The sequence below is a fragment of the Bradyrhizobium diazoefficiens genome, assembly GCF_016616885.1.
In the GTDB taxonomy this organism is placed as follows: Bacteria; Pseudomonadota; Alphaproteobacteria; order Rhizobiales; family Xanthobacteraceae; genus Bradyrhizobium; species Bradyrhizobium diazoefficiens_F.
Map to the genome: position 1 here is coordinate 4,294,891 of NZ_CP067102.1, position 25,764 is coordinate 4,320,654.

General features: G+C 63.6%; 28 protein-coding genes and 1 pseudogene. 16 read left to right on the forward strand and 13 right to left on the reverse strand.

All coding sequences use genetic code 11. From position 1 onward, the window contains the following. Positions 1–171 precede the first annotated feature (171 nt). Both JJC00_RS20035 and JJC00_RS20040 read left to right on the forward strand, forming a co-directional pair. Positions 172–726 carry an SRPBCC family protein gene (locus tag JJC00_RS20035; RefSeq protein WP_200467698.1) on the forward strand — a complete coding sequence of 185 codons (555 nt, stop codon included), beginning with the start codon at positions 172–174 and terminating at the stop codon, positions 724–726. Positions 727–728: 2 nt separating this feature from the next. Beyond that, a complete protein-coding gene (locus JJC00_RS20040; protein ID WP_200467699.1) occupies positions 729–1,667 on the forward strand; it encodes a cytochrome D1 domain-containing protein in 939 nt (312 codons plus the stop codon). 92 nt (positions 1,668–1,759) lie between these two features. Here the strand turns inward: JJC00_RS20040 and JJC00_RS20045 are convergent, their stop codons facing one another. Beyond that, positions 1,760–2,392, reverse strand: a complete 633-nt coding sequence (locus JJC00_RS20045; protein ID WP_200467700.1) for an HAD-IA family hydrolase — start codon at positions 2,390–2,392, stop codon at positions 1,760–1,762. A gap of 76 nt (positions 2,393–2,468) precedes the next feature. On the opposite strand from JJC00_RS20045, the gene JJC00_RS20050 reads away from it, so the two are divergent. Both JJC00_RS20050 and JJC00_RS20055 read left to right on the forward strand, forming a co-directional pair. Beyond that, entirely contained in the window at positions 2,469–2,696 is a 228-nt protein-coding gene (locus JJC00_RS20050) for a DUF433 domain-containing protein (protein WP_130212464.1), read from the forward strand. Position 2,697: 1 nt separating this feature from the next. Further along, complete coding sequence (locus JJC00_RS20055) at positions 2,698–3,033, forward strand: DUF5615 family PIN-like protein (RefSeq protein WP_200467701.1); 336 nt, start codon at positions 2,698–2,700, stop codon at positions 3,031–3,033. Positions 3,034–3,083: 50 nt separating this feature from the next. Here the strand turns inward: JJC00_RS20055 and JJC00_RS20060 are convergent. Then, positions 3,084–3,233 (reverse strand): annotated as a pseudogene (locus JJC00_RS20060) (HAD hydrolase-like protein); the annotation flags it as partial. A gap of 70 nt (positions 3,234–3,303) precedes the next feature. On the opposite strand from JJC00_RS20060, the gene JJC00_RS20065 reads away from it, so the two are divergent. Both JJC00_RS20065 and JJC00_RS20070 read left to right on the forward strand, forming a co-directional pair. Then, positions 3,304–3,525, forward strand: a complete 222-nt coding sequence (locus JJC00_RS20065) for a DUF433 domain-containing protein (protein ID WP_200467702.1) — start codon at positions 3,304–3,306, stop codon at positions 3,523–3,525. A gap of 3 nt (positions 3,526–3,528) precedes the next feature. Beyond that, the gene (locus JJC00_RS20070; protein WP_200467703.1) at positions 3,529–3,873 is read left to right on the forward strand and encodes a DUF5615 family PIN-like protein; all 345 of its coding nucleotides are present in this window, start codon (positions 3,529–3,531) and stop codon (positions 3,871–3,873) included. A 22-nt stretch (positions 3,874–3,895) separates the two neighbouring features. On the opposite strand, the gene JJC00_RS20075 is transcribed toward JJC00_RS20070, so the two are convergent. The 5 genes from JJC00_RS20075 to JJC00_RS20095 form a co-directional block, all read right to left on the reverse strand. Continuing rightward, the gene (locus JJC00_RS20075) at positions 3,896–4,165 is read right to left on the reverse strand and encodes a hypothetical protein (RefSeq protein ID WP_200467704.1); all 270 of its coding nucleotides are present in this window, start codon (positions 4,163–4,165) and stop codon (positions 3,896–3,898) included. A gap of 107 nt (positions 4,166–4,272) precedes the next feature. Beyond that, the gene (gene uvrA / locus JJC00_RS20080) at positions 4,273–7,248 is read right to left on the reverse strand and encodes an excinuclease ABC subunit UvrA (RefSeq protein ID WP_200467705.1); all 2,976 of its coding nucleotides are present in this window, start codon (positions 7,246–7,248) and stop codon (positions 4,273–4,275) included. Positions 7,249–7,571: 323 nt separating this feature from the next. Next, a complete protein-coding gene (locus JJC00_RS20085) occupies positions 7,572–8,324 on the reverse strand; it encodes an outer membrane protein (RefSeq protein WP_200467706.1) in 753 nt (250 codons plus the stop codon). A 158-nt stretch (positions 8,325–8,482) separates the two neighbouring features. Beyond that, positions 8,483–9,229: an outer membrane protein gene (locus tag JJC00_RS20090; RefSeq protein WP_200467707.1), complete on the reverse strand. Its 747-nt coding sequence runs from the start codon at positions 9,227–9,229 to the stop codon at positions 8,483–8,485. A gap of 231 nt (positions 9,230–9,460) precedes the next feature. After that, on the reverse strand, positions 9,461–10,222 hold the full coding sequence (locus JJC00_RS20095) for an outer membrane protein (protein WP_200467708.1): 762 nt from the start codon (positions 10,220–10,222) through the stop codon (positions 9,461–9,463). 434 nt (positions 10,223–10,656) lie between these two features. On the opposite strand from JJC00_RS20095, the gene JJC00_RS20100 reads away from it, so the two are divergent. The 3 genes from JJC00_RS20100 to gyrA all read left to right on the forward strand — a co-directional run bounded on the left by JJC00_RS20100 (position 10,657) and on the right by gyrA (position 14,659). Continuing rightward, entirely contained in the window at positions 10,657–11,157 is a 501-nt protein-coding gene (locus tag JJC00_RS20100; protein WP_027534641.1) for a single-stranded DNA-binding protein, read from the forward strand. 202 nt (positions 11,158–11,359) lie between these two features. Then, on the forward strand, positions 11,360–11,758 hold the full coding sequence (locus JJC00_RS20105) for a DUF2306 domain-containing protein (RefSeq protein WP_200467709.1): 399 nt from the start codon (positions 11,360–11,362) through the stop codon (positions 11,756–11,758). Between the two features lie 168 nt (positions 11,759–11,926). Then, positions 11,927–14,659 (forward strand): DNA gyrase subunit A, encoded by a 2,733-nt coding sequence (gene gyrA / locus JJC00_RS20110; protein WP_200467710.1) that lies wholly within the window; start codon positions 11,927–11,929, stop codon positions 14,657–14,659. 58 nt (positions 14,660–14,717) lie between these two features. Here gyrA and JJC00_RS20115 read toward each other — a convergent pair whose 3' ends face one another. Together JJC00_RS20115 and JJC00_RS20120 are read right to left on the reverse strand one after the other, a co-directional pair. After that, complete coding sequence (locus JJC00_RS20115; RefSeq protein ID WP_200474171.1) at positions 14,718–16,571, reverse strand: potassium transporter Kup; 1,854 nt, start codon at positions 16,569–16,571, stop codon at positions 14,718–14,720. A gap of 189 nt (positions 16,572–16,760) precedes the next feature. Continuing rightward, entirely contained in the window at positions 16,761–17,018 is a 258-nt protein-coding gene (locus tag JJC00_RS20120) for a hypothetical protein (RefSeq protein ID WP_200467711.1), read from the reverse strand. Between the two features lie 260 nt (positions 17,019–17,278). Between JJC00_RS20120 and coaD the strand changes: the two genes are divergently transcribed. The 7 genes from coaD (at position 17,279) to queA (ending at position 21,330) form a co-directional block, all read left to right on the forward strand. Continuing rightward, positions 17,279–17,776 (forward strand): pantetheine-phosphate adenylyltransferase, encoded by a 498-nt coding sequence (coaD, locus tag JJC00_RS20125; RefSeq protein ID WP_200467712.1) that lies wholly within the window; start codon positions 17,279–17,281, stop codon positions 17,774–17,776. Positions 17,777–17,813: 37 nt separating this feature from the next. Further along, positions 17,814–18,389 (forward strand): peptidylprolyl isomerase, encoded by a 576-nt coding sequence (locus JJC00_RS20130; protein WP_200467713.1) that lies wholly within the window; start codon positions 17,814–17,816, stop codon positions 18,387–18,389. A gap of 8 nt (positions 18,390–18,397) precedes the next feature. Beyond that, the gene (locus JJC00_RS20135) at positions 18,398–18,823 is read left to right on the forward strand and encodes a hypothetical protein (protein WP_200467714.1); all 426 of its coding nucleotides are present in this window, start codon (positions 18,398–18,400) and stop codon (positions 18,821–18,823) included. Continuing rightward, a complete protein-coding gene (locus JJC00_RS20140; protein WP_200467715.1) occupies positions 18,820–19,284 on the forward strand; it encodes a peptidylprolyl isomerase in 465 nt (154 codons plus the stop codon). Before JJC00_RS20135 ends, JJC00_RS20140 begins: the two co-directional genes overlap by 4 nt. A 205-nt stretch (positions 19,285–19,489) precedes the next feature. Continuing rightward, positions 19,490–19,771 (forward strand): hypothetical protein, encoded by a 282-nt coding sequence (locus tag JJC00_RS20145; RefSeq protein ID WP_200467716.1) that lies wholly within the window; start codon positions 19,490–19,492, stop codon positions 19,769–19,771. Next, positions 19,771–20,238 (forward strand): PIN domain-containing protein, encoded by a 468-nt coding sequence (locus tag JJC00_RS20150; protein ID WP_200467717.1) that lies wholly within the window; start codon positions 19,771–19,773, stop codon positions 20,236–20,238. The genes JJC00_RS20145 and JJC00_RS20150 overlap by 1 nt, the downstream gene beginning before the upstream one ends. Before the next feature lie 18 nt (positions 20,239–20,256). After that, positions 20,257–21,330, forward strand: coding sequence for a tRNA preQ1(34) S-adenosylmethionine ribosyltransferase-isomerase QueA (queA, locus tag JJC00_RS20155; protein ID WP_200467718.1), 1,074 nt, complete (start codon positions 20,257–20,259; stop codon positions 21,328–21,330). Between the two features lie 66 nt (positions 21,331–21,396). Here the strand turns inward: queA and JJC00_RS20160 are convergent, their stop codons facing one another. From JJC00_RS20160 to JJC00_RS20175, 4 genes are all read right to left on the reverse strand, one after another. Next, positions 21,397–22,434 (reverse strand): aspartate-semialdehyde dehydrogenase, encoded by a 1,038-nt coding sequence (locus JJC00_RS20160; protein ID WP_200467719.1) that lies wholly within the window; start codon positions 22,432–22,434, stop codon positions 21,397–21,399. A 217-nt stretch (positions 22,435–22,651) separates the two neighbouring features. Beyond that, positions 22,652–23,260 carry a PepSY domain-containing protein gene (locus tag JJC00_RS20165; RefSeq protein WP_200474172.1) on the reverse strand — a complete coding sequence of 203 codons (609 nt, stop codon included), beginning with the start codon at positions 23,258–23,260 and terminating at the stop codon, positions 22,652–22,654. Positions 23,261–23,558: 298 nt separating this feature from the next. Continuing rightward, positions 23,559–24,317: a TetR/AcrR family transcriptional regulator gene (locus tag JJC00_RS20170; protein ID WP_200467720.1), complete on the reverse strand. Its 759-nt coding sequence runs from the start codon at positions 24,315–24,317 to the stop codon at positions 23,559–23,561. A 147-nt stretch (positions 24,318–24,464) separates the two neighbouring features. Beyond that, a complete protein-coding gene (locus tag JJC00_RS20175; protein WP_200467721.1) occupies positions 24,465–25,619 on the reverse strand; it encodes a patatin-like phospholipase family protein in 1,155 nt (384 codons plus the stop codon). Between the last annotated feature and the right edge of the window lie 145 nt (positions 25,620–25,764).

Here is a 25,764-nt window from a genome sequence, read left to right on the forward strand (position 1 = left end):
ATTGACCATCGTCTGGCGTGTTTTGCCCGCCAGGCAACGCAAGGGCTTGTGGGGCGCGAGCAGCGCTCCCGCCATGCCGTGGCCACGAAGCGGTCTCCCCACGGCCCGAAAATGCGTTACCATGGCCTCAGCGCGCCTCAAGCCGCGCATGGTCAAGGGTGAGGAAACGAGATGAGGAAGACGATCGTGAGGGCGATCGCCGGGGTGGCGGTGCTTGCTGTGGCGGGAATGGCTCTGACTGCTGCCTGGGCCCATGGCCCGACCCGGCAGAAGGTGCGGGGGTCCATTGAGATCAATGCGCCGGCGGCCAAGGTGTGGGCCGTGATCGGCAATTTCCAGGACATGAGTTGGCTCGCGCCGGTGACCAAGACCGAGGGCGAGAAGGGCAACGAGATCGGCGCGACGCGCCGGCTGACGCTGACCGGCGGCGGCATCGTCGATGAGGAGCTCTACAAGTTCGACGCAGCCGCCATGACATATTCCTACCGGATCACCGCCGTCGACGTGAAGGTTCTTCCGGTGAACAACTATTCCTCGACGCTGACGGTGACGCCGAGCACCGACGGCAAGGGCGCGACGCTGGAATGGGCCGGCGCGTTCTACCGCGGCTTTCCCAACAACGATCCGCCGCCGGAGCTGAGTGACGAGGCCTCGGTCAAGGCGGTGAAGGACCTCTATCAGACCGGCCTCGAAGCGCTGAAGAAGAAGATCGAGAGCGGAAGCTAACCGTGCGGATCCTGGTCCTGGCGGCGCTCGCTACCAGCATCGCGAACGCCTCTGCCGAAGAGGCGTTCGTCACCAATCAGCTCAGCGACGATCTGATGGTCGTCGATCTCGCCACATCGCGCGCGGTCGCGACCATCCCGATCGGCGGCAAGCCGGCCGGCGTGGCCGTCACCGCGGACGGCCGCTTTGCCTATGTCACGAGCCCGGACGCCAAGGCGGTGACGGTGGTGGACGCCGCCACGCGGCAGGTCGCCGGCCGCATCGAGGTTGGCGGCGGGCCGCTCGGCATTGCCGTCACGCCTGACGGCAAGACGGTGTATGTCGCCGACTGGTACGCGGCCGCGGTGCGGGTGATCGATGCGGGGTCGCGTAGCGTGACCGCCAGCATCGCGGTCGGCGCCTCGCCGTCGGGGCTCGCGGTGACGCCGGACGGCAAGCTGCTGCTTTCGGCGGACCGCGACGACGACAGCGTCTCGGTGGTGGACGCCGCGACGCGCGAGCGAAAGGCGGTCATCAAGGTCGGCACCCGCCCGTTCGGCGTCACAATCGATGCCGAGGGCAAGCACGCCTACACCGCCAATGTCGGCTCCAACGATGTCTCGGTGATCGACATCGCCGAGGCACGCGAGATCGGCCGCGTGCCGGTCGGAATGCGGCCTTATGCCGTGGCGCTGACGCTCGGCCGCGGCTTCGTCACCGACCAGTATGGCGGCACGGTCAGCGTGTTCGATGTTGCGACGTTCAAACCGCTCAAGCGCATCAATGTCGGCGACTATCCCGAAGGCATCAATGCGACCGCCGACGGCAAGCGCATCATCGTCGCCTGCTGGGAGAGCAACACGCTCGAGATCATCGATGCGGCCGAGCTGAAGGTGATCGGCGAGGTCAAGACCGGCGACGGCCCGCGCGCGTTCGGGACGTTCTTGCGGAGGACGGAGTAGGGGGTAGACGTAGCCCGCATGAGCGAAGCGACATGCGGGGCAGAGTCGTCCTCATCCACTGGCGGTCCCGGATATCGCTTCGCTCGTCCGGGCTACGGCAGCGTGCATAGCGACGAGACAATCTCGTCCATCCGCTCGAACGTGTAATCCGGCCCGCGCGCCCGCAACGCCGCCGGCGCAGCATAGCCCCAGCAGACCACGCCGCAGGCAATCCCCACGGCCCGCGCCGCCTCGATGTCACGAACCTCGTCGCCGATCGCGATGACCTTGCCCGGTTCTACGCCAGCTTGCCGGATCACGCGGCGGAATTTGGCGGGCTTGCCGAACACCGAAGCCGCGCAGTCGAAATGCGAGAACAGTGCGGCCGATGCGCCAAGCTTCGCCCGCGCATTGACCTCGCTGTCCGACGTCACCAGCGCGAGCTGTACGCCGCTTTCGGCGAGCGTCCGCAACATCGTTTTGGCGCCGGCAAACAGCGAGATCTCCGCCGCCGCTTCTCCCTTCAGCCGCCGCGCATATCGCGCGATCGCCGGCAGCTTCCACACGGGCACCTCGAGCCGGCTGAGGATCTCGCGCGTCGAGGCATGCCGCAGCCCCTCGACATCCTCATCCCTGACACGCCGAAAGCCGAAGCGGTCGGCGACGTCGTTGATGGTGCGCAGGAACCAGGGAAAGCTGTCGACGAGAGTGCCGTCGAGGTCGAAGATGGCGAGGGAGTAGGGCATGGGGAGGGCGGACACTGCGGGCGACACGCTGACAGATGCAGTCAGAGATGCTATATTGGGTTCAAAGAGGTGGCAGATGTCGGAGCTACTGGCAAGGATTACGGTTGACCCGCAGCGAATGCATGGACGCCCGTGCATTCGCGACCTGCGCATCACGGTTGCCGACGTCCTTGGATTGCTATCTGCAGGGCAGTCGCGCGAAAGCATCCTCGAAGATTATCCGTATCTGGAAGAGGCCGATATCGACGCGGTGCTCGCCTATGCTGCCCGTCAGGTCGACCACCCCATCATAGCGGCCAAATAGCTTGCTCTACCTGATCGACGCCCAGCTTCCACCTGCACTCGCGGAAGCCATGCGTCGAGCCGGATACGACGCGACCCATGTCGCCGAGTTCGGGATGGCGAATGCGACCGATGGGACGATTTGGAGTGCGGCTGTTTCTCGATCAGCCGTTCTCGTCACCAAGGATCGTGATTTCTCCCTGCTGCGGGCCGCAAAGCGTCAGGGACCGATTGTGCTTTGGGTCCGGGTCGGCAACATCGACAATCGGGCGCTGATCCGCCAGTTTCTGGGCGCCATGCCGCAAATTGTCGAAGCCGTCGCGCGGGGCGAGGCGGTTATTGAATTCGTGGGGAGCTAGCGAGACTCACCGCAGCTTGCGCACGTGAACGTTGATGTCGAGATCAATGTTGCTGACGCATGCCGCAGCCCCTCGACATCCTCATCCCTGACACGCCGAAAGCCGAAGCGATCGGCGACGTCGTTGATGGTGCGGAGGAACCAGGGAAAGCTATCGACGAGCGTGCCGTCGAGGTCGAAGATGGCGAGGGAGTAGGGCATGGAGGATGGTTTTGGAGTTCGCTGACAAGCGGGACGTGGCGTGCTATATTTGGCAAATGCGAGGATAGCCATGCGGCACGAGCGTATTGAAATCAACCCGGCGATCATGGACGGCAAACCTGTCATCCGCGGGACGCGTGTGCCGGTCGAATTGGTGTTGCGCGAGCTCGGAGCCGGCATGACCCCCGAGGTCATCATGGCGGAGCATCCGCGGCTGACGGCCGATGATATTCGGGCAGCCCAGGCCTTCGCGGCCGATTATTTGGCCGACGAAGAGATCATTTATCGTTGAATCGTGCGCTGGCTCGCAGATGAATGCATCACAGTCTCTCGAGCGCTGCGGGCGGCCGGTCATGACGTACTCTATATCGCCGAATTTGCAGCCAGTCTGAGCGATGTGGAGGTCATCGCGCTGGCGTCCCAACAGGGACGCCTTCTGCTTACTGCCGACAAAGATTTCGGCGAGCTTGTTTTCCGCCGGGGTCAAGCCGTTCCAGGCCTGATCTTGCTCCGCGTCGATCCGGGCAGTGGGCCACTGTTACGAGCACGGCTTCTAGAGGCCGTCGATCGGTTCGGCCAAGGGCTTTTCGGGCGTTATATTGTGATTGACGAGGTTCGGCTCCGATCCCGTCTGTTGTAGCGTTGCTCTGAGCCAAGGCGCGTCACCGCAGTTTGCGCACGTGAACATTGATGTCGAGATCAATGGTGCTAACGCAAGTCTGCGTGGTGCGATGCGAGCCACCCTCGTACCAACGGCCTCCGCGTGCCCGGGCCGCGCTGACGTTGGCGAGCTTCAGGCATCGCCATTGCGGCAGTGGCCCGCTGCTTTCGCCGGCAAATTGCCAAGCCAGCACGGCTTCCTGACCGCTCCTGTTGGTGCCGATGATATGCGGGCAAAGCTCGCGATGGCGACCCTCGTAGACGCAGGTCACTTGCTGTTCGGCAAGAACGCGTTGCGGAAGAGTGTGTAGGTTCGGCTGGGCATCGCGGACACTCGCAAGTTTCGTCCCGAAGTCCCACGGACGAGACCATCGAACCTTTACTCCGCCGCCTCGCTCGTGCTCCGCCGCTTCGGCTTCCGCGCCTTCTTCAGCACCGGCTCCAGGAACTTGCCGGTATAGCTCCGCTGCGCTTTCACGATGTCCTCCGGCGGGCCCCAGGCGACGATTTCGCCGCCGCCGTCGCCGCCTTCGGGGCCGAGGTCGATGACCCAGTCGGCCGTCTTGATGACTTCGAGATTGTGCTCGATGACGACGACCGTGTTGCCTTGCGCGACCAACTCGTGCAGCACCTCCAGCAGCTTCTTGACGTCGTGGAAGTGCAGGCCGGTGGTCGGCTCGTCCAGAATGTAGAGCGTGCGGCCGGTGGCGCGCTTGGACAATTCCTTGGCGAGCTTGACGCGCTGGGCTTCGCCGCCCGAGAGCGTCGTCGCCTGCTGGCCGACATGGATGTAGTCGAGGCCGACGCGGTGCAGGGTCTGGAAGGTCTCGCGCACGCGCGGCACCGCCTTGAAGAACTCGGCGGCTTCCTCGACGGTCATGTCGAGCACATCGGCGATGCTCTTGCCCTTGAACAGGACTTCCAGCGTCTCGCGGTTGTAGCGCTTGCCCTTGCAGACGTCGCAAGTGACGTAGACGTCCGGCAGGAAGTGCATCTCGATCTTGATGACGCCGTCGCCCTGGCAGGCCTCGCAGCGACCGCCCTTGACGTTGAAGGAGAAACGGCCGGGCTCGTAGCCGCGCGCCTTGGCTTCGGGCAGTCCTGCAAACCACTCGCGGATCGGCGTGAAGGCGCCGGTATAGGTTGCGGGGTTCGAGCGCGGGGTGCGGCCGATTGGCGACTGGTCGATGTCGATGATCTTGTCGATATGCTCGAGACCCTCGATGCGGTCGTGCGGGGCTGCGCCTTCGCTGGCGTTGTTCAGCTTGCGGGCGATGGCCTTGTAGAGCGTGTCGATCAGCAGCGTCGACTTGCCGCCGCCGGAGACGCCGGTGACGGCGGTGAACAGGCCGAGCGGAATTTCCGCCGTGACGTTCTTGAGGTTATTGCCGCGCGCGTTCACCACCTTGATGGTGCGGCGATGGTTCGGCGGACGCCGCTCCGGCACCTCGACCTCAAGCTCGCCGGTGAGATATTTGCCGGTCAGCGATTTCGGGTTGCGCATGATCTCGGCGGGCGTGCCTTCGGCAATGATGTGGCCGCCATGCATGCCGGCGCCGGGGCCGATGTCGAGCACGTGGTCGGCCAGCAGAATGGCATCCTCGTCATGTTCGACCACGATCACGGTGTTGCCGAGGTCGCGAAGCCGCTTGAGGGTGTCGAGCAGGCGCGCGTTGTCGCGCTGGTGCAGGCCGATCGACGGCTCGTCCAGCACGTAGAGCACGCCCGTCAGGCCCGAGCCGATCTGCGAGGCCAGGCGGATGCGCTGGCTCTCGCCGCCGGACAGCGTGCCGGAGGAGCGGGAGAGGGTGAGATAGTTGAGGCCGACGTCGAGCAGGAAGGTGAGGCGTTCGCGGATCTCCTTGAGGATGCGTCCGGCAATCTCGTTCTGCTGCGCGTTCAGCGCTTCCGGCACAGTTTCGAACCACGCGCCGGCGCCCTTGACGGACAGCTCAGAAATCTCGCCGATATGCTTGCCGCCGATTCTGACGCAGAGCGCCTCGGGCTTGAGCCGGAAACCGTTGCAGGCGCCGCAGGGCACGTCGTGGAAGTATTTCGCCAGCTCCTCGCGCGCCCACTCGCTCTCGGTTTCGCGGTAGCGGCGGTTGATATTGGTGATGACGCCTTCGAACGGCTTCTTGGTGTCGTAGGAACGGACGCCGTCCTCGTAGGAGAACTTGATCTCGTCCTCGCCGGAGCCATGGAGGATCGCGTCTCTCGTCTTCTTGGGCAGATCCTTCCACTTGCTGGTCAGCGTGAACTTGTAGTGCTTGCCGAGCGCGGTCAGCGTCTGCGTGTAATAGGGCGACGACGATTTGGCCCAGGGCGCGATCGCGCCCTTGCCGATCGCGAGCTCCTTGTCGGGGATGACGAGGTCTTCATCGACATGCTGCTCGACGCCGAGGCCGCCGCAGGCCGGGCACGCGCCGTAGGGGTTGTTGAACGAGAACAGGCGCGGCTCGATCTCGGGGATGGTGAAGCCGGACACTGGACAGGCAAACTTTTCCGAGAACAGGATCCGCTCGGGGCCGCTCTTGTCGTGGATTTTTGCGGTCTTCTTTTTCTCCTCGACCGGCGCCGCCGCAGGCGCGTCGGCAAACTCGACCACGGCGAGGCCCTCGGCGAGCTTCAGTGCGGTCTCAAAACTTTCGGCGAGGCGCTGGCCGATGTCGGCGCGCACCACGATGCGGTCGACGACGACGTCGATGTCGTGCGGGAATTTCTTGTCGAGAACAGGCGCTTCCGCAAGCTCGTAAAAGGTGCCGTCGATCTTGACGCGCTGAAAGCCCTTCTTGAGCCATTCGGCAAGCTCTTTGCGGTACTCGCCCTTGCGGCCACGCACGACAGGCGCGAGCAGATAGAGGCGAGTGCCTTCGGGCAGCGCCAGCACGCGGTCGACCATCTGCGAGACGGTCTGGCTCTCGATCGGAAGTCCGGTCGCGGGCGAATAGGGCACGCCGACGCGCGCCCAGAGCAGGCGCATGTAGTCGTAAATCTCTGTGACGGTGCCGACGGTGGAGCGCGGGTTCTTCGACGTCGTCTTCTGTTCGATCGAGATTGCCGGCGACAGGCCGTCGATCTGGTCGACATCAGGCTTCTGCATCATCTCCAGGAACTGGCGTGCATAGGCCGAGAGCGACTCGACATAGCGGCGCTGGCCTTCGGCGTAGATGGTGTCGAAGGCGAGCGACGATTTGCCGGAGCCGGAGAGGCCGGTGAACACCACGAGCTTGTCGCGGGGAATCTCGACGTCGATGTTCTTGAGGTTGTGCTCGCGCGCGCCACGGATCGTAATTGCGCGCAGGTGTGACCCCGCGTTCTGCTGTTGGCGCTTCGCCTTGATCACTTCATCCATCCGAGTTGCCCTCAAGGAATCCCAAAGGTGCGCGATCGCGCCGACGTAAAAGGCGCGCTTCGCCGGAACCGGGATCGGCGCCGATGGGGTTGCGAGCGAACGTAGGAAGAACGGAGACGGATTTCTAGTGCGACTTGCGAATCGTCAACGGATTGTTGGCGCGCTGGCGGGACTTGGCAGCAGGTCTTGCAGCAGCTGCGTCGTCCGGAACAAGCGAAGGGCCGGCCGCGAGGCCGGCCCTTCGTTCACCATTGACTGCGGACCTTGGGGAATCCGCAGATGGGGAGGACCTTGGAGGGAGTCCTCCGGAGTTCGTAGCTGGCTCAGTATTTGGCGACGACCGGGCCGCCCCAGCGGTAGTTGACGCGGATCAGCCCGATATCGACGTCCTGGCCAATCCGCTCGGTGCGTCCCGGCGGAACGAGGATACTGCTGGCGAGATCGCCGCCGTGATGGCCGAGGAACAGATGGTCGTACTCACCGCCGATCGACCAGTTCTCCGCAAAGGCGTATTCCACGCCGAAGCCCGCGCTGTAGCCCCAGCGGGTCTGGCTGAGCGTGTTGGACACGACGCCGACGCCCGGAATGAACTCGTCGTATTTGTCGTGCGCGACGGCGGCGCCGGCCTTGCCGTAGAACAGCAGGCTGTTCACGGTGTAGCCGAGCTGGCCGGTGAACAGACCAAAGCTGTCGATCCTGGTCCGGTTGTTCAGGGGCGCCAGCACCAGGCTGACATTGTTGCCTTTGAAGTCGGCCCAGTTACCCTGGGCTTCGACGCCGAGAACCCAGTGCGCCTTCTGCCAGCGATAGCCGAGCTGGGCACCGACCGTGCCGCCGCTGGCATTGTGGCAGCCTTCGCCGACGGCCGGATCGATCGGAACACCGCTGACGGCAACAACGCTCCAGCAGGCATGGCCGAGGCCGCCGCCACCATTGATGCCGCCGTAAACGCCGGTCCATTCGAGGGCGGCTAGCGGTGCCACCGGCGCCTTATAGAGCGGGAGATCCGCGGCACCGGCCGGCGCGACTGCGCCGAGTGCGAACAAGCCGACCGCGGCCAGCGCGCAAGTTTTCATGTCAGATCCCCAACTCGCTCAAGCAATTCGCGAGCGCAATGCGTGCGCCCTACGATTCCTTGACGGTTCGGCGCGCCGGGCCGCGAAAACAAAAAGGCCGGCACAAGGCCGGCCTTTCGTAACGATGTGACGCAGGTGGCGAAGATCAGTACTTCAGCTCAGTACTTGGCGACGACCGGGCCACCGAAGGTGTAGTTCAGGCGGACGGTGCCCATATCCACATCCTGCTTGATGCTGTCCGTGCGGAAGGGCAGGCCAAACGCAGTGAAGCTGTCGCTGTGCTTGCCCATGAACAGGTGGTCGTATTCGATCGCCACCGACCAGTTCGGCGCGAAACCGAACTCGATGCCCGTGCCGACGACGCCACCCCAACGGGTCTCGGTCGCCTCGCCGAACGTGACGCCGGCCAGAGTGCCGCTGAACTTGTTGTGGGTGACGGCCGCGCCGCCCTTCACGTACCAGAGCACGTTGTTCCAAGCGTAACCGACTTGACCGGTGAAGAGGCCGATGGCGTCGATCTTGGTATTGTTCACCAGCGGGAAAAAAGCGGCCGGCGTGCTTGTGTTCGAGCCCTTCAGATCAGCCCAATCACCCTGCGCTTCGACGCCGAACACCCAAGCGGCGGACTGCCACCGATAACCGATTTGACCGCCGGCGAGAGCGCCGGTCGCATCATGGCAACCCTCGCTCGTCGTGGGGACGGCAGCACCGCCGACGCTGGTCGTGTCCCAGCAATTGTGGCTCGAGCCGCCACCGGCATTGGCGCCGATGTAGAAGCCGGTCCAATTGTAGACGGAAGCCACGGCCACCGGAGCCTTGGTGTAGGGGCGAGCCGCCAGATCGGCAGCCGAAGCGGCGCCAGTGAGGGCGAGCAGACAGGCCGAAGCCAAGAAAATCTTTTTCATATTCAACAAATCCCAGTCCCAGTTTCTGTTTTGGACTTCCGTGCGTCGGAAGCAGAATCGGACGCTGTGGTCCAACTGATGACGTGCTTACACGATTGAAGCCGCAAGTTGCGTCTCCCAAAAGTCACAACGGGTGCAAAATGTGGCATTCGCTGACCTAAAGTTCCCATCGGGAACCAGCAACAAAAAGGCCGGCACAAGGCCGGCCTTTCTCGAATGATTTCAGGGGGATCAGTACTTCGCGATCATCGGGCCGCCCCAGCGGTAGTTCAGGCGGACGAGGCCCATATCGACGTCCTGGCCGATCCGTTCGGTCTGGACGAAAGCCCCGCCCAAGGTGAAATCGACGTTACGATGGCCAAGGAAAATGTGGTCGTACTCGACGCCAACCGACCAGTTCGGGGTGAAGCCAAATTCGAGACCTGCGCCAACCGTTCCGCCCCATCGAGTTTCGCGGGCCGAACCAAAGATGCCGCCTGCACCCACGAATCCAGGTGCGACGGCGAGGTCGTACTTGTCGGCCACGACCGCGCCGCCGCCTTTCACGTAGACCAAGACGTTGTTCCACGCATAGCCGATTTGGCCTGTAATCAGGCCGAAGGCATCGATCCTTGAACGGTTCTCCTGACCCAGGGCCGTCGGGCTAATATTGCTTCCGCTGAAGTCCGCCCAGTTGCCTTGGCCTTCGAAGCCAAACACCCACTGGCTGGACTGCCAGCGATAGCCGACCTGGCCACCCACCGTGCCGCCGGTTGCGTTATGGCAGCCGTCGGTGATCAGCGCGCCTGCTACCGGCGTCACGAAGTCCCAGCAATTGCGGCTCGATCCGCCACCGCCGTTGATGCCGATGTAGAAGCCGCTCCAGTCGTAGATGGTGGCGATCATCGGCGCCGGCGCTTTGGTGTAGGGACGCGCCGCAAGATCCGCCGCGCTCGCGGGCGCGGACAGGCCAAACACAACCATACCGATAGTACTAAACAGAATTTTCTTCATTGCAGTCTCCCCAGTTTTGTCCGCTCAAGAAGCCCCGAGGCGGTCAATCAGGCGTGACGCCCATAAGAACCAATTCCGAGGCAACTGTAGCGCCCTCCGGAGGTAGAGTCCGTCTCCGGAATGCAACAGTTGCGGGTCAATTGAAGGTGCGCGTAACTTGATGAATGTTAGGTGCTTTTTCTGCTTCTAAGGAACTCGGCGAGGTTCCTATGCATCGCGCGGTGAAGAGCGGCACGGGAACCGGCGTGCGGACTCTGCAGCGAACAATTTCGACAGGAACAAATCTGGAACAAATGTTCAGCCGATGCTATATGTGGGGATAACCGAGGGCGTGGCGGGCCGATCGGCGCCTGTAAGCGTATAGGGTCGGCCCAACAGGCGACAGCGCGGGCGCGCCTTTTCGAAATTCAGTGCATTTGGAGTGGAGAGCGGCGATGGCGGGAAGCGTCAACAAGGTCATTCTGGTTGGAAATCTCGGCAAGGATCCCGAAATCCGCCGCACCCAGGACGGGCGGCCGATCGCGAATCTGAGCATCGCCACATCGGAGACCTGGCGCGACAAGAACAGCGGCGAACGCAAGGAAAAGACCGAGTGGCATCGCGTGGTAATCTTCAATGAAGGTCTCTGCAAGGTCGCCGAGCAGTACCTGAAGAAGGGCGCCAAGGTTTACATCGAGGGCGCGCTCCAGACCCGCAAATGGACCGACCAGAGCGGCGTGGAGAAGTACTCCACCGAGGTCGTGCTCCAAGGCTTCAACTCGACCCTGACGATGCTCGACGGCCGCGGCGGTGGCGGGGGAGGCGGCAGCTTCGGCGACGAGCCGGGCGGCGATTTCGGCTCCTCCGGTCCCGTCAGCAGCGCACCGCGCCGTGCCGTGGCCGCAGGCACCGGCGGTGGCCGCAACAACGACATGGACGACGACATCCCGTTCTGAGGCGGGACGGGCGCTTCATTCCGGACTTTGCCGGTGCTCGCGTAAAGCGGCAGGATTTCTTACCAATTGACGGGCGAAGCTCGGTTTTCCCGGGCTGGCCTCGTATGCTGCCTAAAGCCTTTGACGGGTCGCAATGTGAATGGTATTAACTTTATGTTAATCCTATTCACATGGTTGGTTCCCGATCGGAGGATGCGCCCCCATGAACCTCGCGCCGCTGCTTGACGCTGCTCCGGCGATCCCGCTGCACGCCTTCGCGGCGATGGCGGCCTTCGTGCTTGGTATCGTCCAGTTCGCCGCGCCCAAGGGCACGCTGCCCCATCGGACGTTCGGCTGGATTTGGGTGGCGCTGATGGCCGTGGTGGCGGCCTCGTCGTTCTGGATCCACCAGATCCGCCTGGTCGGGCCGTTCAGCCCGATCCACCTCCTGTCGATCTTCACGCTGCTGATGCTGCCGCTGGCGGTGTGGCGGGCCCACACGCATCGCGTGACCGATCACCGTCGCATCATGATCCTGCTCTTCACCGGTGCGCTGGTCGTGGCGGGACTGTTCACGCTGGTGCCCGGCCGGATCATGCACCAGGTGCTTTTCGGGGCATAATCGACGGTTGCGGGTGGCTCGTTCCGGTGTCGCTGATGACGGTGGCGAGAAGGGCGTAAGTCTCTGGAAAAACAAACGGAAAAACCGCTTCCCAAGAGCTCGCAAGGGTGGTTATCAGGGCCTCGATGCGCTATATGATTCCCAGATAAAAACTCACCGGATTCCCCCTTGGCCGACGACGACAACAAGAAGCCCGGCGATGAGCCGGAGCGCTCGGATATTCGCCCCGTCTCCATCTTCGAGGAGATGAAGAAGTCGTATCTCGACTACGCCATGAGCGTGATCGTGGCGCGCGCGCTGCCTGATGCCCGCGACGGTCTGAAGCCGGTGCATCGCCGCATCCTCTACTCGATGAACGAGCAGGGGCACACGCCCGACAAGAAGTACGTCAAATCCGCCCGCGTGGTCGGCGACGTCATCGGTAAGTATCACCCGCACGGCGACCAGTCGATCTACGACGCCATGGTCCGCATGGCGCAGGACTTCTCGATGCGCGTGCCGCTGATCGACGGCCAGGGCAATTTCGGTTCCGTCGACGGCGATCCCCCAGCCGCCTATCGTTACACCGAAGCGCGCCTGACCAAGGCGGCGCTGGCGCTGTTGGCCGATATCGACAAGGACACCGTCGACTTCCAGCCGAACTACGACAACAACGAGACCGAGCCGTCGGTTCTTCCGGCCAAGTTCCCGAACCTTCTGGTCAACGGTGCGGGCGGCATCGCGGTCGGCATGGCGACCAACATCCCGCCGCACAATCTCGGCGAAGTCATCGACGCCTGCGTTGCGTTGATCGACAACCCCGCACTGACCATCGACGAGCTCATCAACATCGTGCCGGGACCGGATTTCCCGACCGGCGGCGTCATTCTCGGACGGGCGGGCATCCGCGCCGCCTATCACCTCGGCCGTGGCTCGATCGTCATGCGCGGCAAGGTCGCGATCGAGACCATCCGCAAGGAGCGCGAGGCGCTCATCATCACCGAGATTCCCTACCAGGTGAACAAGGCGACGATGGTCGAGCGCATCGCCGAGCTGGTCAAGGAAAAGAAGATCGAGGGCATCGGCGACCTGCGCGATGAATCGGACCGCGAAGGCTATCGCGTCGTGATCGAATTGAAACGCGACGCCGTGCCGGATGTGGTGCTGAACCAGTTGTATCGGTTCACGCCGCTGCAGACGAGCTTCGGCGTCAACATGGTGGCCCTCGACAGCGGCCGTCCGCGGATCATGCATCTGAAGGACCTGCTGGCCATCTTCGTCGACTTCCGTGAACGGGTCGTCACGCGGCGCACCAAGTATCTGCTCGCCAAGGCGCGCGATCGCGCCCATATCCTGGTCGGTCTGGCGATCGCGGTCGCCAATATCGACGAGATGATCCGCGTCATCCGGACCTCACCCGACCCGACCACCGCGCGCGACACCCTGATGTCGCGCGACTGGCCGGCCCGGGACGTCGAGGACATGCTGACGCTGATCGACGATCCACGCCACCGCATCAGCGAGGACGGCACGATCCGGCTGTCGATGGAACAGGCGAGAGCCATTCTCGATCTGCGCCTCCAACGCCTCACCGCGCTTGGCCGTGACGAAATCCGCGACGAGCTCGACAAGCTCGCCGGTGAGATCGCCGACTATCTCGACATCCTACGCTCGCGCGAGCGCGTGCTGGGGATCATCAAGACCGAGCTCGCCGAGGTGAAGGCCGAGTTCGCCACGCCGCGCCGCACCGTGATCATGGAGCAGGAAGGCGAGGTCGAGGACGAGGACCTGATCCAGCGTGAGGACATGGTCGTCACCGTGTCCCACGCCGGCTACGTCAAGCGCGTGCCGCTGTCGGCCTATCGGGCGCAACGCCGCGGCGGCAAGGGCCGCGCCGGCATGCAGACCCGCGACGAGGATTTCGTCAGCCGTCTGTTCGTGGCCTCCACGCATACTCCGGTGCTGTTCTTCTCGTCCCGCGGCCAGGTCTACAAGGAGAAGGTCTGGCGGCTGCCGATGGCGGCGCCGAACGCGCGCGGCAAGGCGCTGATCAACATCCTGCCGCTGGAGCAGGGCGAGCGCATCACCACTATCATGCCGCTGCCGGAGGATGAGTCGACCTGGGCCAACCTCGACGTGATGTTCGCCACGACAGGCGGTAACGTCCGGCGCAACAAGCTGTCCGACTTCGTCGACGTCCGCCGCTCCGGCATCATCGCCATGAAGCTCGACGACAACGAGGCAATCGTCGACGTGCAGATCTGCACCGAGCGCGACGACGTGCTGCTGACCGGCGCCGGCGGCCAGTGCATCCGCTTCGCTGTCCCTGACGTGCGCGTGTTCACCGGGCGCACCTCGATGGGCGTGCGCGGCATCGCGCTTGGCGACGGCGACAAGGTGATTTCGCTGGCGATCCTGCGCCATGTCGAGACCACTTCGGACGAGCGGTCGGCCTACCTGAAGATGCGCCGCGCCGTCGCTGGCGAAGCCGCGACGGAAGAGGCTGCGGTGGACGCCGAGGCCGAGGAAACCTCCGGCAGCTTCCAGCTCCCGCAGGAGCGCTATGCCGAGATGTCGGCGGCCGAGCAGGTCGTGCTGACCGTCTCCGTCAACGGCTATGGCAAGCGGACCTCGTCCTACGAGTACCGCACCACGGGTCGCGGCGGCAAAGGCATCGTCGCCATGAGCGTCAACAATCGCAACGGCAATCTCGTCGCGTCCTTCCCCGTTGAGGATGCGGATCAAATCATGCTGGTCACCGACAAGGGCCAGCTGATCCGCTGCCCGGTCGAAGGCATCCGCATCGCCGGCCGCTCGACCCAGGGCGTGATCGTGTTCGACACCGCTGAGGACGAGCACGTGGTGTCGGTCGAGCACATCACGGAAGAGGCCGAGAGCGGAAACGGGGCGAATGGCGAATAGGGAGTAGCGAATATGCCTTGCTACTCCATTCGCTAATCGCCACTCGCTATTCGCGACATTAGATCTCCAGCTCCGTGCCGAACTCCACGACCTGCTTGGTCGGCACGCCGAAGAATGCCGCCGAGCGTTCGGCGTTGCGCTGAAGGAAGGCGAACAGGCCTTCGCGCCAGACCCACATGCCCGGAATGTCCTCGCTCGGGATGATGGTCTCGCGGCCGACATAATAGGTGATGTCGGAGAGGTCGATGCCGGGCAGCTTGCCCTGGCGGCAGGCGAGCGTCAGTCCCTCATAGATCGTCGGGTTCTGCATGAAGCCGTAATGCAGGATCACGCGGGTGATGCCGGTGATGATCTCGATCACCTCGTTCCGGTCCTGGTCGGCAACGTGAGGCAGCTCCTCGATCAGCACCGTGACGAGGATGACGCGTTCGTGCAGCACGTGGTTGTGCTTGACGAACTGCGTCAGCGCCAGCGGCACGCCGTTCGGCGCGGAGGCCAGGAATACCGCAGTCCCAGGCAGCCTTGCGCGGCACTTGTTCACCGCTGTCTCGATCAGGTCTTCCTCGGGTTGACGCAGCTTTCCGCGCGCGGCCTCGACCAGCTTCACACCGCTGCGCCAGGTCAGCATCAGGAAGGCGACGAAGGCGGCGAGCAGCAGCGGAAACCAGCCGCCCTCGAACAGCTTGATCGAGTTGGCGGAGAAGAAGATCACGTCGATCACGAAGAAGAAGCCGTTCACGGCGACCACGAGCCAGGGCGAATAGCCCCACTGGATCGCGACCAGTGCGGCGAGCAGCGTGGTGATCGCCATCAGCAGCGACACCGCGATACCATAAGCGCCGGCCAGTGCATCCGAGGTTCCGAAGCTTAGCACCGCGCCGAGCGTTGCGGCGGCGAGCAGCCAGTTCACCAGCGGCACGTAGATCTGGCCGATCGCGTCGCTGGTGGTGTGGCGGATCTGCATGCGCGGCAGGAAGCCGAGCTGGATCGATTGCTGGGTCAGCGAGAACACGCCGGAGATGATCGCCTGCGAGGCGATCACGGTCGCGACGGCCGAGAACGCGACCAGTCCGTAATGCAGGACGTCCGGGCAGAGCTGGAAGAACGGATTTTCGATCATCGTGGGATCGGTGATCAGAAGCGCGGCCTGGCCGAAATAATTCAGCACCAGCGCCGGCAGGCAGATCGCGAACCACGCGAGCCGGATCGGCAGGCGCCCGAAATGCCCCATGTCGGCATACATGGCTTCACCGCCGGTCACGGCGAGGAAGGCTGCGCCGAGGATCGCGAAGGAGACGTGGAAATCCTGGTGGATCAGGAAGTCGAACGCATAGAGCGGGCTGAGCGCCGCCAGCACGGCGGGCGCCTTGACGATGCCGTGGATGCCGAGCGCGGCGAGCACGAAGAACCAGGCCAGCATCACCGGTCCGAAGATGCGGCCGATGAAGCCCGCGCCCTGCTTCTGCATCATGAACAGGCCGACCAGGATGACGATGGTGATGGGCACCACCGCCGGCGCGAGCGAGGGGGCGTCGACCTTGAGGCCCTCGATGGCTGAGAGCACCGAGATCGCCGGCGTGATCGCGCCGTCGCCATAGAGCAGGGCCGCGCCGATCAGGCCGACCACCAGGAGATGCGCGCGCCAGGTACCTGGCTGGGCGTGACGGGCGTGCAGCAGTGCCAATAGCGCGACGATGCCGCCTTCGCCGCGGTTGTCCGCGCGCAGGATCAGCAGCGCATATTTCAGTGAGATGATCAGCAGCAGCGCCCAGAGGATGAGCGAGGCAACGCCCAGGACAGCCTCGGGAGTCACGGTACCGCCACGGGCGGCTGCCTTGGCGGCTTCCTTCAGGGCGTAGAGAGGGCTGGTGCCGATATCGCCATAGACCACCCCGAGGGCGCCCATGGTCATGGCAATCGGCAGAGGGTCGGGGTGATGGCCGGAAGCGACTGCGGGCGTACTGGACAAATGCGACCCCTCGATGGAATCGCGCCCGTCGGGCCATTCCGAGGGACGCGAGAGTCACACAGTCTGCGACGAGACGTCGCAAATATCCATGGTGTTTATCGCGAGGTTCATGACACCGAGCTGACAGACCGCCTACGGGGTCCGGTCTGCCGTCACAAGGCGAGCGACGCGAACGTCGGCCTTGGTGCCAGCGCGGCGCAGGCAGGAGGCCTCGAAGTTGGGCCAGGCTTGCTGCGAACAATCGCGGCCGATGGTCTTGATGTCGAGCCGGTCGCTCTTGGCAAGCGGCTGCGGCACGCTGGCTTCGACGGTGGGAGCAAAACCGGGCAGGAGAGTGAGGGCGGTAGCAACACACGCAGCAATAGCAATCGCTGAAAGAGCCTTGATCATTTGACGGTCCCCTGTGATGCGGCCGCCACGCCCAGTGTGCGGCCCGTCATTCGTTGGCTGGACTAGTAACCATGGCCAGTTTCCGGACGTCTTCGCCGATGCCGGAAATGGTTTCGTTCGCACCTCGTTTTGTTTCGTGGTCGCCCCGAGGACGAAACAATCGGGGACCAGCCGACAGGGTTTGGCGGAAAAACCGGCAGGAAACGGCCAAGGAACCTGTCCGGCTTGCCGGGCCGGGCCGGGCGCGGTAGGACGTGGCCATGCCGCGCATTGCCTTCTATCCAGGTTCCTTCGACCCCATCACCAACGGCCATCTGGACGTGGTCCGGAGCAGCGTTCCCTTGTGCGACAGGCTGGTGGTCGCGATCGGGGTCCATCCAGGCAAGAAGCCGCTGTTCTCGACCGAGGAGCGGTTGAAGATGCTCCACGACGTCTGCGACCCAGTCGCGGCCCAGGCCGGCTGCACGCTCGAGGCCGTGACCTATGACGATCTCGCAGTCACCGCGGCGCGCAAGTACGGCGCGACCATCATGATTCGGGGCCTGCGCGACGGCACCGACCTCGACTACGAGATGCAACTCGCCGGCATGAACGGCACCATGGCGCCCGAGGTGCAAACCGTCTTCCTGCCGGCCTCCCCGGTGGTCCGCCCGATTACCGGCACATTGGTGCGCCAGATCGCCGCCATGGGCGGAGATATCTCGGCCTTCGTACCGCCGCTCGTTGCATCCCAGCTCAAGGCAAAATTCGCCGGATAACGGCGCGTTTTTTCATCTCACCTGATCCGGAGTTTCCATGATCCGTCGTCTCGCAATTCTTGCCACGATGTTCGTCGCGCTGATTGGCGCAGTCCCGGCAATGGCGCAGCAGCTGCCGGCCAATCTCGACAAGCCCAACGCGCTCGTCATCGACACCACCAAGGGCCGCATTGTCATCAAGCTCAGGACCGACCTTGCGCCGCAGCACGCCGAGCGCCTCAAGCAGCTCGCGCGCGAGGGCTTCTACAACAACGTTCCGTTCCACCGCGTGATGGACGGCTTCATGGCCCAGACCGGCGACGGCCAGAACGGCAACGGCACCGGCGGCTCGAAATATCCGAACCTGAAGCAGGAATTCTCCAAGGTTCACTTCGCTCGCGGCATCGTCGGCATGGCCCGGCGCGGCGACAGTGTCGATACCGCCAACTCGCAGTTCTTCATCATGTTCGCCGACGGCGGCAGCCTCGATAACCAGTACACCGTGGTCGGCGAGGTCGTGCAGGGCATGGACGTGGTCGACAAGCTGAAGAAGGCTCCGCCCGGTTCGGCCGGCGGCACCGTCACCGATCCCGACAAGATGGTGAAGGTGCAGGTCGCCTCCGACATCAAGTAGCCGGGACGATGGCGCGCCGCGGCGACAGGCTCCTGTTCGCTGCAGCAGTGCTGCTGTTCGGCGCTTGCGGCGCCTCCGCAGAGAACGCGCCGGTCAACACCATTCAGGACGTCTTCCAGCACTTGCGGACCTGCTGGAAGCCGCCGCCGCCGGCTAAGGCTCGCCCTATCGACATCACCGTCGTCGTGAGCTTTAACCGGGCCGGAAACATTCTGGGCCATCCGAGGATTACCTATGAATCCGCGGAGGCCTCCGACAATGACCGGCTGCAACACCGGATCGCGGTGATGGAGGCGTTGCAACGCTGCACGCCGATGCCATTTACCGATGCAATGGCCGGCGCCGCCGCGGGACGTCCATTCGCGATCCAGTTCCGTAACCGCAAGACTTCACCTGACAAGACTTCACCCCCAACGCAAGAGAGACGAGCATGAGCGCCACCGAAAACACATTGATCCTCGAGACCACGCAGGGCCCCGTCACCATCGAGATGCGACCTGACCTCGCGCCCGGCCATGTCGCGCGCATCAAGGAGCTGGTCCGCGAAGGCTTCTACGACGGCATTGTGTTCCATCGCGTGATCGACGGCTTCATGGCGCAGACTGGCTGCCCGCAGGGCACCGGCACCGGCGGCTCGGGCCAGAAGCTGAAGGCCGAGTTCAACAAGGAGCCGCATGTGCGCGGCACCACCTCGATGGCGCGCGCCGCGAGCCCCGATTCCGGCGACAGCCAGTTCTTCATCTGCTTCGACGACGCCCGCTTCCTCGACAACCAGTACACGGTGTGGGGCAAGGTCACCGAGGGCATGGAGAACGTCGACAAGATCAAGCGCGGCGAGCCGGTGCAGAACCCGGACAAGATCGTCAAGGCGCGGATGGCGGCCGACGCTGATTAAGCGCACGTCGTAATTCCGGGACGGCTCGGGAATCTCGTGCCAACCTCGGGACTCCGGATCGCCGCGCTAGTTGCGCGGCGTCCGGAATGGAAAGGCATCGCCGGCTCTGAAGTGAAACTTGGACTGATGTGAAGGTGGGGGACCTTTGGGCCTGAAGGTGCTATTCTCGGCCGAGGGCTTGGAAGGACGATCGCGCGAGGCGAAGATGGACGTACAGCAGGCGGTAAAGTTGGCGAAGGATTGGGTGCTCGACGTCATGAAGGACGAAGACCCCATTAATCTTGGGCTTGAGGAAGTAGAGTTCGACGATCCAAGCCAAATGTGGAAGATCACTCTTGGTTTCTCTCGACCCTGGAATTCCACCAAAAGCGCTCTTTCAACCCTGACCGGGGATGCCGCGTTGAGGCGGGCATACCGAACGGTCCTCGTTGATGACAAGAATGGGCGAGTAAAGGGGATGGTGCGGAAAGTAAGCGTTGACGATTGATGGCACGTCAAACTCTGATCTTAGATGCTAATTTGATTGTCTTACTTGTTGTTGGATTGGCAGACGAGCACGCCGTTCCAAAACACAAGCGCACTCGTGCTTACACCACCAATGACTTCCGGTTGTTGCTTAATGTGATCTCCGAGTATCGAGAGCTTGCCGTGCTGCCGAACGCTCTCTCCGAAGCGTCTAATCTGTTAGAGTTTGAAGGGAATGGTCTTCCGGAGAAAATATTCCGTCGATTTCTGCAATTTGTTTCCACAACGAGAGAGATCTATATCCCGAGTTTGAGCGCCATTGAACGAGCGGAGTTTCGGCGCTTGGGATTAACGGATTCAGCCACTCTGGAGGCGGGCAAGGCGGGCATTCATATTCTCTCGGCAGATATTGCTCTCTATCTGGCCGCAATCAGTGCAGGATACAGCGCAGCGAATTTCATACATGCAATTGAAGCTGCGCGCGCCTGATCCTCCGGATTGAAATGGATGCGCACTGATCTCTTCGATTTCGACCTGCCGCCCGAGCGCATCGCGTTGCGCCCAGCGCATCCGCGCGACTCGGCCAAGATGCTGGTCGTCGAGAACGGCGCGCTGCGCGATCAGACCATCGCGGATCTGCCGCACTGGCTGAAGCCGGGTGACCAGATCGTCGTCAACGACACCAAGGTGATCGCGGCGCAGCTGAAGGGCCGCCGCATCGGCCGCGAGACCGAGCCGAAGATCGAGGCGACCTTGATCAAGCGCCTCGACGGCTCGCGCTGGCAGGCACTGGTGAAGCCCGCGAAGAAGCTCACAGCCGGCGACCGCATCCGCTTCGGCAATGAAGGCCAGGTCTGCCTGCTCGGCCATCTCGATGCCGAGGTCGAGGCCAAGGGTACGGAAGGCGAGGTGACGCTGTCATTCTCGTTCCACGGCCCGGCGCTTGACCACGCGATCGCCGATCTCGGCAGCCCGCCGCTGCCGCCCTACATCGCCTCGAAGCGCACGCCTGACGAACAGGATCTCGCCGACTACCAGACCATGTTCGCGGCGAACGAGGGCGCCGTCGCGGCGCCCACCGCGGGCCTGCACTTCACGCCGGCGCTGGAGCAGGCGCTCAGCGCACGCGGCGTCGGCATCAACCGCATCACGTTGCATGTCGGGGCAGGGACCTTCCTGCCGGTCAAGGTCGACGACACCGACGGCCACAAAATGCACGCCGAGTGGGGCACGGTCTCGGCCGAGACCGCGGAACGGCTCAACACCGCGCGAAAACACGGCGGCCGTATCGTCGCCGTTGGCACCACGTCATTGCGGCTGCTGGAAAGCGCCGCCGGCGAGGACGGGATCATCCAGCCGTTCACGGCGGAGACCTCGATCTTCATTACGCCCGGCTATCGCTTTCGCGCGGTCGATGTCCTGCTGACGAATTTTCATTTGCCGAAGTCGACACTGTTCATGCTGGTGTCGGCTTTCGCCGGCCTAGACACGATGAAGCAGGCCTATGCGCATGCGATTGCGAGCGGCTACCGGTTTTATTCGTACGGCGACGCGTGTTTGTTGTTCCGGGCAGAGCGGTAGGGTGGGTTACGCCGAGCAGATGCGCTTCGCACATCTGCAGGGCTAACCCACCCTACGCACCTTCTGTTACGCCATCACCCGCTGCGGCAACAGCTCGGCGATCTGCACCGCGTTCAGCGCGGCGCCCTTGAGCAGCTGATCGGCCGCCACGAACATCGAGATCGAATGCCCCGAGGGATCGCTGAGATCCTTGCGGATGCGGCCGACCAGGACGTCGTCCTGGCCCGAGGCGTCGATCGGCATCGGAAAGTAGTTCTTCACGCGATCGTCGACGACCTTCACGCCGGGCGCCTGCGCCATGATGGCGCGGACCTGGTTCTCGGTGATCTCCTTCTCGCATTCGAAGGTGATGGCCTCGCAATGCGCGCGCAGCACCGGCACGCGGACGCAGGTCACGCCAATGGCGATCTTGTCGTCCTCGAAGATCTTGTGCGTTTCCTTGATGACCTTGGTCTCTTCGTCGTTGTAGCCGGTCTCGGGATCGACGGCCGTGTTGTGGTTGAAGAGATTGAAGGCGTACGGGTGCGGCATCACCCTGGGCGTATAGACCTGCCCGTTGAGATTGGCGCGGGTGGACTCGACGAGCTCGTCCATTGCGGCGGTGCCGGCGCCGGAGGCTGCCTGATAGGTCGAGATGATGACGCGCTTGATGCGGTTCTTCTGATGGATCGGCCACAGCGGCACCAGTGCGGTGATCGCGGCGCAGTTCGGGTTGGCGATGATGCCCTTGTGGTCGCGGATGCGGTTGCCGTTGACCTCGGGGATCACCAGCGGAACGTTCGGGTCCATGCGGAAGGCGGAGGAGTTGTCGACGACGACGGCGCCGGCCTTGACCGCGATCGGCGCGAACTTCTTCGAGATGCCGCTGCCGGCAGAGAACAGCGCGATGTCGACGCCCTCGAAGGCGCGCTCGGTCAGCTCCTCGATGACGACGTCCTGACCGCGGAACGAGACCGTCTTCCCGGCGGAGCCGGCGCTGGCGAGCGCCTTGAGCTTACTGATGCGAAAGCCGCGCTTGTCCATGGTGGCGATGAATTCGGCGCCCACCGCACCGGTGACGCCGACAATCGCGACGACGGGATCGTTACTCACTGTGTCCTCCATTGAGATCGATTTAGACAACAAAAAAGCCCCGGACCATCATGGGCGGGGCTTCGGTAGAGCTGATGCGTTTCAGTCGACGACTACGCGCGCACGCCTCCCCGGGCCCCGAAGGCCGTGGTGGTTTTGGTCGTGCGTTTGGTGGTCGTGAACATGGCGGCGACTTATGCGGGAGAGTCTTGCGCCCGTCAATGGCTTTTGGGCGGGATTGTGGCCCGCACTACTTGCCCCGTACGCCCGGCGGCTCGAGGAGGACCTCCTTGAGGTCGTCGCCGCTGATGACGACGATCGCGAAATTGAGCCGGCCGCGGTCGCGCACCAGACCGCCGCTGATGGCCTTGCCCGACGCCGCCTGCTCGGCGACGCGCACCGCATCTGCCAGGCGATGCCTGATGGTGCCGAGTGCTGCGAGATTGCTGCGATCCTCGTGGTCTAGTTCGGCCAGAGGGAGGGCAGCTTCGCCGCCCATGAGCTCGCCGGTCGCCGCGTTGATGGTGTGGCGCCAGATCCGGTCGTTGTGCAGGGTTTTCACCCGGTACACCGGTACGCCCGAGCCGCCGTCGAAGCTGATATCCGCGGTCGTGGCGCCGGCATGACGGGCTTCCGCAATCGCCATGGCCTGGCTGATCGAGATCGACGAGCCGCGGAAGCGTTCGATCTCGCGGCTGACGGCCTGGCGGTCCGCCGCGGCGTCCCCATCTGTCTCGCTGTGGAGGGTAGTGGGTGTGCCGTCCGCCGAGACGATCGCTCGGGCCGGCGCTGCGACGAGCAGCCCCAACGACAGGGCAATCGCCAGCAAGCCGTACATCCCTGGTCTCGATGCGCTCATGGTCCAAACCTTCGGCCGGCAGGTCTTGTACGGGTAGGTCTTGTGCGAGTAGCTCTTAGCCAACGAGTCTGCCGGATGTTCGTAAAGAAATCGCGGCCGACCGTGGGCAACGGCCGGCCGCGGAGCGCTGTGGCGGGCTGTACCCGTCGCGGCGATCCAAGCGGTTCGGTCCTCTTTTGGGGCTGGTGAAAAAAGTGGCCCGCACCGCTCTATAAACAAAACCATACCGTATCGTTTTATTTCGGTCAACGGAAAGACCCTCGTTCCCAGGGGATGGACGCGCAGTCTCACGGAAATGTCAGCGGGAGGAGCGGCGCCGTTGCGGAGCTTTGGCTGTGTCTTTTGCAGTTTCTTTGAGCCGGTCGGCGGGTCCGAGCGCGCCGGCCAGGAACAGCTTGATCGCCGCGCGCATCCGCTTTTCGGCGGCTTTGAATTCCATCGGCGTGCCGAACGTCGCCATGCGGTGAGTGTGGCCGACGACAACGTCGAGGAACACTTCGGCCGCGATCGTGGTGTCGTCGACGTCGAGCGCGCCTTGCGCCGCCAGATGGTCGAAGAAGCGCGTGGTCGTAGCGACGGCCTTGAGCCAGCCTTCTTCCTTGCCGAGCTTGGCGATGTCAGGGAAGTTGATGGCTTGCGACGTCATCATGCGGCTGAAGGCCATGGCGTCGGGCCCGCAGGTGAAATTGAGCATTTCGCGCCCGATCTCCACCAGCCGCTGTTCGACCGAAATGTCGGACGAGCTGCCCAGCTGCATCTCGGCTGCAGCCGACAGCGGCGCAAGCCAGCGCGCAATCTCGCGCCTCAGCACCGCCGTGAACAGCCCGCGCTTGTCGCCGTAACGGGAATAGACGGTCGGCTTGCTCACGCGAGCCGCTTCCGCTACCGCGTCGAGCGAGGTCGCATCAAATCCGCGGTCGAGGAACAGGCGGGTGGCGACCTCGATCAGCCGCTGATCGCGCTCGATCGCGGCACTCTTGGTCGGCCGGCCGCCGCGCGATTTCGAGGCCTCGCGCCGAGGTGCTGCCGTTCTTGCCTTGGCCACAGCCAATCCCATGCCCAATGATATGCCCAATGATTCCTGCGCGGTCGTGCCAGTGCTCGTAGCTGTATAACGCGCGGCAACCGGGGCGTCATCGCCAATCTGGCCGAATTGGCCGTATCGTCAACGGTCTCGCACCAACGGTGTTCCGCCGCGCGGACCTCACGGCATCCGCGAAGTCCAGGCCTGGCCGCCTGCCGCTTTCTCGTATCCGTACTGATAGAGCGCCCGCATATAGCCGGTGTCGAAGCCTTCGGACGGCGGCGCCGGATAATCGCGCTCGATATAAGAGAGATGGAAGCCGAGGTGGTTGCGCTGGGCGAAATCATAGGTCGAGAAGATGATCGAGCGCGTCTGCGATTGCGTGATCGAGGACAGGCTGCGTGAGGCGACATCGATCGTGCTGTTGGCGACGAGCTCGAAGTTGCGTTCGATCTTCTTGTTGACGAGGATGTAGATGTCCATCTTCGCGTTGCCAGGCAGGCGCCCCTGGAACAGCAGGGCCTCTGGCAAGGTCAGCACCGGCGCCGTCACGCCGCCGTCGACATGCATTTCCTGAAACCTGCGGCCCTGGCCTTCGGCCTCGATCAGGATCGGCGGAAATACCAGGGGAATGCTGGCGGACGCCGCCATCACGTCGCGAAACAGCTTTAACGCCTCGGGCGTGCCGACCGCGGCGATCTTGCCCATGTCCCAGATCGCGGTGCGCTGGGTGTCGAGATCGGTGGTGACCACCAAGAGCCGTCGGCCCTTGGCATTCTCGCGGGCGACCTGTGCCATGATCTCCGGCCCGACATAGCGCGCGACCAGCTCGCGCAGTCGCGTATTGCCGAACAGGCCGGAGCCGAACAGCACGCGGATGATGCTGGGATCGTTCAGCAGGCTTTCGGCGATGCCGCTGGTGTAGAGTTCTCGAATCGTAGCGTCATATTGCGATCCGAGGAAGGCAAAGGGAGCGATCAGGCCGCCGGTGCTCACGCCCGAGACGACGGAGAATGTCGGGCGGTTACGCGCCGCGGTCCAGCCGTTCAACACGCCGACGCCATAGGCGCCATCGGCACCGCCCCCTGATAGTGCCAGATAGGTTCTGCTCCCGGTCACCTTGTCCTGCTCGAAGCTGAACTTCGTGATGGGCTCGTCGGCGTAGCGCCGCAGGCCGTCGATATCGAGCACGCGCGAAGCACTCGCATCGGCCGCCGAATAGGGCGTGCGGGGGAGCGAGGTGCAGGAGGCGAGTGCCAGGCTGCACGCGAGTGCCAGCGATCTGATCAGGCGGGCGCCTGTCCGCCTTGTCCAACCATCGGGGAGGCTGGACATGTTAGTCGAGCAATTGGGGAGGGGCATCGGTCGGTGGCTGACGATCACGCATCTACGGCCGCCGGCAATTTGCCGCGGCGTCTCGTCCAGTCCCCGGCACTAAACTAAACTGTATCGTTTTATTTATCAAGCGTGATCGATATCA

What these genes read in the sequence shown, in the direction of transcription:
- JJC00_RS20035 (WP_200467698.1), top strand. Translation starts at nt 172, where the DNA reads ATGAGGAAGACGATCGTGAGGGCGATCGCCGGGGTGGCGGTGCTTGCT.
- JJC00_RS20135 (WP_200467714.1), top strand. Translation starts at nt 18,398, where the DNA reads ATGGCGCGCCGCGGCGACAGGCTCCTGTTCGCTGCAGCAGTGCTGCTG.
- JJC00_RS20050 (WP_130212464.1), top strand. Translation starts at nt 2,469, where the DNA reads ATGTCGGAGCTACTGGCAAGGATTACGGTTGACCCGCAGCGAATGCAT.
- JJC00_RS20140 (WP_200467715.1), top strand. Translation starts at nt 18,820, where the DNA reads ATGAGCGCCACCGAAAACACATTGATCCTCGAGACCACGCAGGGCCCC.
- JJC00_RS20105 (WP_200467709.1), top strand. Translation starts at nt 11,360, where the DNA reads ATGAACCTCGCGCCGCTGCTTGACGCTGCTCCGGCGATCCCGCTGCAC.
- queA (WP_200467718.1), top strand. Translation starts at nt 20,257, where the DNA reads ATGCGCACTGATCTCTTCGATTTCGACCTGCCGCCCGAGCGCATCGCG.
- JJC00_RS20165 (WP_200474172.1), bottom strand. Translation starts at nt 23,260, where the DNA reads ATGAGCGCATCGAGACCAGGGATGTACGGCTTGCTGGCGATTGCCCTG.
- JJC00_RS20095 (WP_200467708.1), bottom strand. Translation starts at nt 10,222, where the DNA reads ATGAAGAAAATTCTGTTTAGTACTATCGGTATGGTTGTGTTTGGCCTG.
- JJC00_RS20175 (WP_200467721.1), bottom strand. Translation starts at nt 25,619, where the DNA reads ATGTCCAGCCTCCCCGATGGTTGGACAAGGCGGACAGGCGCCCGCCTG.
- coaD (WP_200467712.1), top strand. Translation starts at nt 17,279, where the DNA reads ATGCCGCGCATTGCCTTCTATCCAGGTTCCTTCGACCCCATCACCAAC.
- JJC00_RS20160 (WP_200467719.1), bottom strand. Translation starts at nt 22,434, where the DNA reads ATGGAGGACACAGTGAGTAACGATCCCGTCGTCGCGATTGTCGGCGTC.
- JJC00_RS20065 (WP_200467702.1), top strand. Translation starts at nt 3,304, where the DNA reads ATGCGGCACGAGCGTATTGAAATCAACCCGGCGATCATGGACGGCAAA.
- JJC00_RS20150 (WP_200467717.1), top strand. Translation starts at nt 19,771, where the DNA reads ATGGCACGTCAAACTCTGATCTTAGATGCTAATTTGATTGTCTTACTT.
- JJC00_RS20085 (WP_200467706.1), bottom strand. Translation starts at nt 8,324, where the DNA reads ATGAAAACTTGCGCGCTGGCCGCGGTCGGCTTGTTCGCACTCGGCGCA.
- JJC00_RS20170 (WP_200467720.1), bottom strand. Translation starts at nt 24,317, where the DNA reads ATGGGATTGGCTGTGGCCAAGGCAAGAACGGCAGCACCTCGGCGCGAG.
- JJC00_RS20145 (WP_200467716.1), top strand. Translation starts at nt 19,490, where the DNA reads ATGGACGTACAGCAGGCGGTAAAGTTGGCGAAGGATTGGGTGCTCGAC.
- JJC00_RS20100 (WP_027534641.1), top strand. Translation starts at nt 10,657, where the DNA reads ATGGCGGGAAGCGTCAACAAGGTCATTCTGGTTGGAAATCTCGGCAAG.
- uvrA (WP_200467705.1), bottom strand. Translation starts at nt 7,248, where the DNA reads ATGGATGAAGTGATCAAGGCGAAGCGCCAACAGCAGAACGCGGGGTCA.
- JJC00_RS20090 (WP_200467707.1), bottom strand. Translation starts at nt 9,229, where the DNA reads ATGAAAAAGATTTTCTTGGCTTCGGCCTGTCTGCTCGCCCTCACTGGC.
- JJC00_RS20120 (WP_200467711.1), bottom strand. Translation starts at nt 17,018, where the DNA reads ATGATCAAGGCTCTTTCAGCGATTGCTATTGCTGCGTGTGTTGCTACC.
- JJC00_RS20130 (WP_200467713.1), top strand. Translation starts at nt 17,814, where the DNA reads ATGATCCGTCGTCTCGCAATTCTTGCCACGATGTTCGTCGCGCTGATT.
- JJC00_RS20115 (WP_200474171.1), bottom strand. Translation starts at nt 16,571, where the DNA reads ATGACCATGGGCGCCCTCGGGGTGGTCTATGGCGATATCGGCACCAGC.
- JJC00_RS20045 (WP_200467700.1), bottom strand. Translation starts at nt 2,392, where the DNA reads ATGCCCTACTCCCTCGCCATCTTCGACCTCGACGGCACTCTCGTCGAC.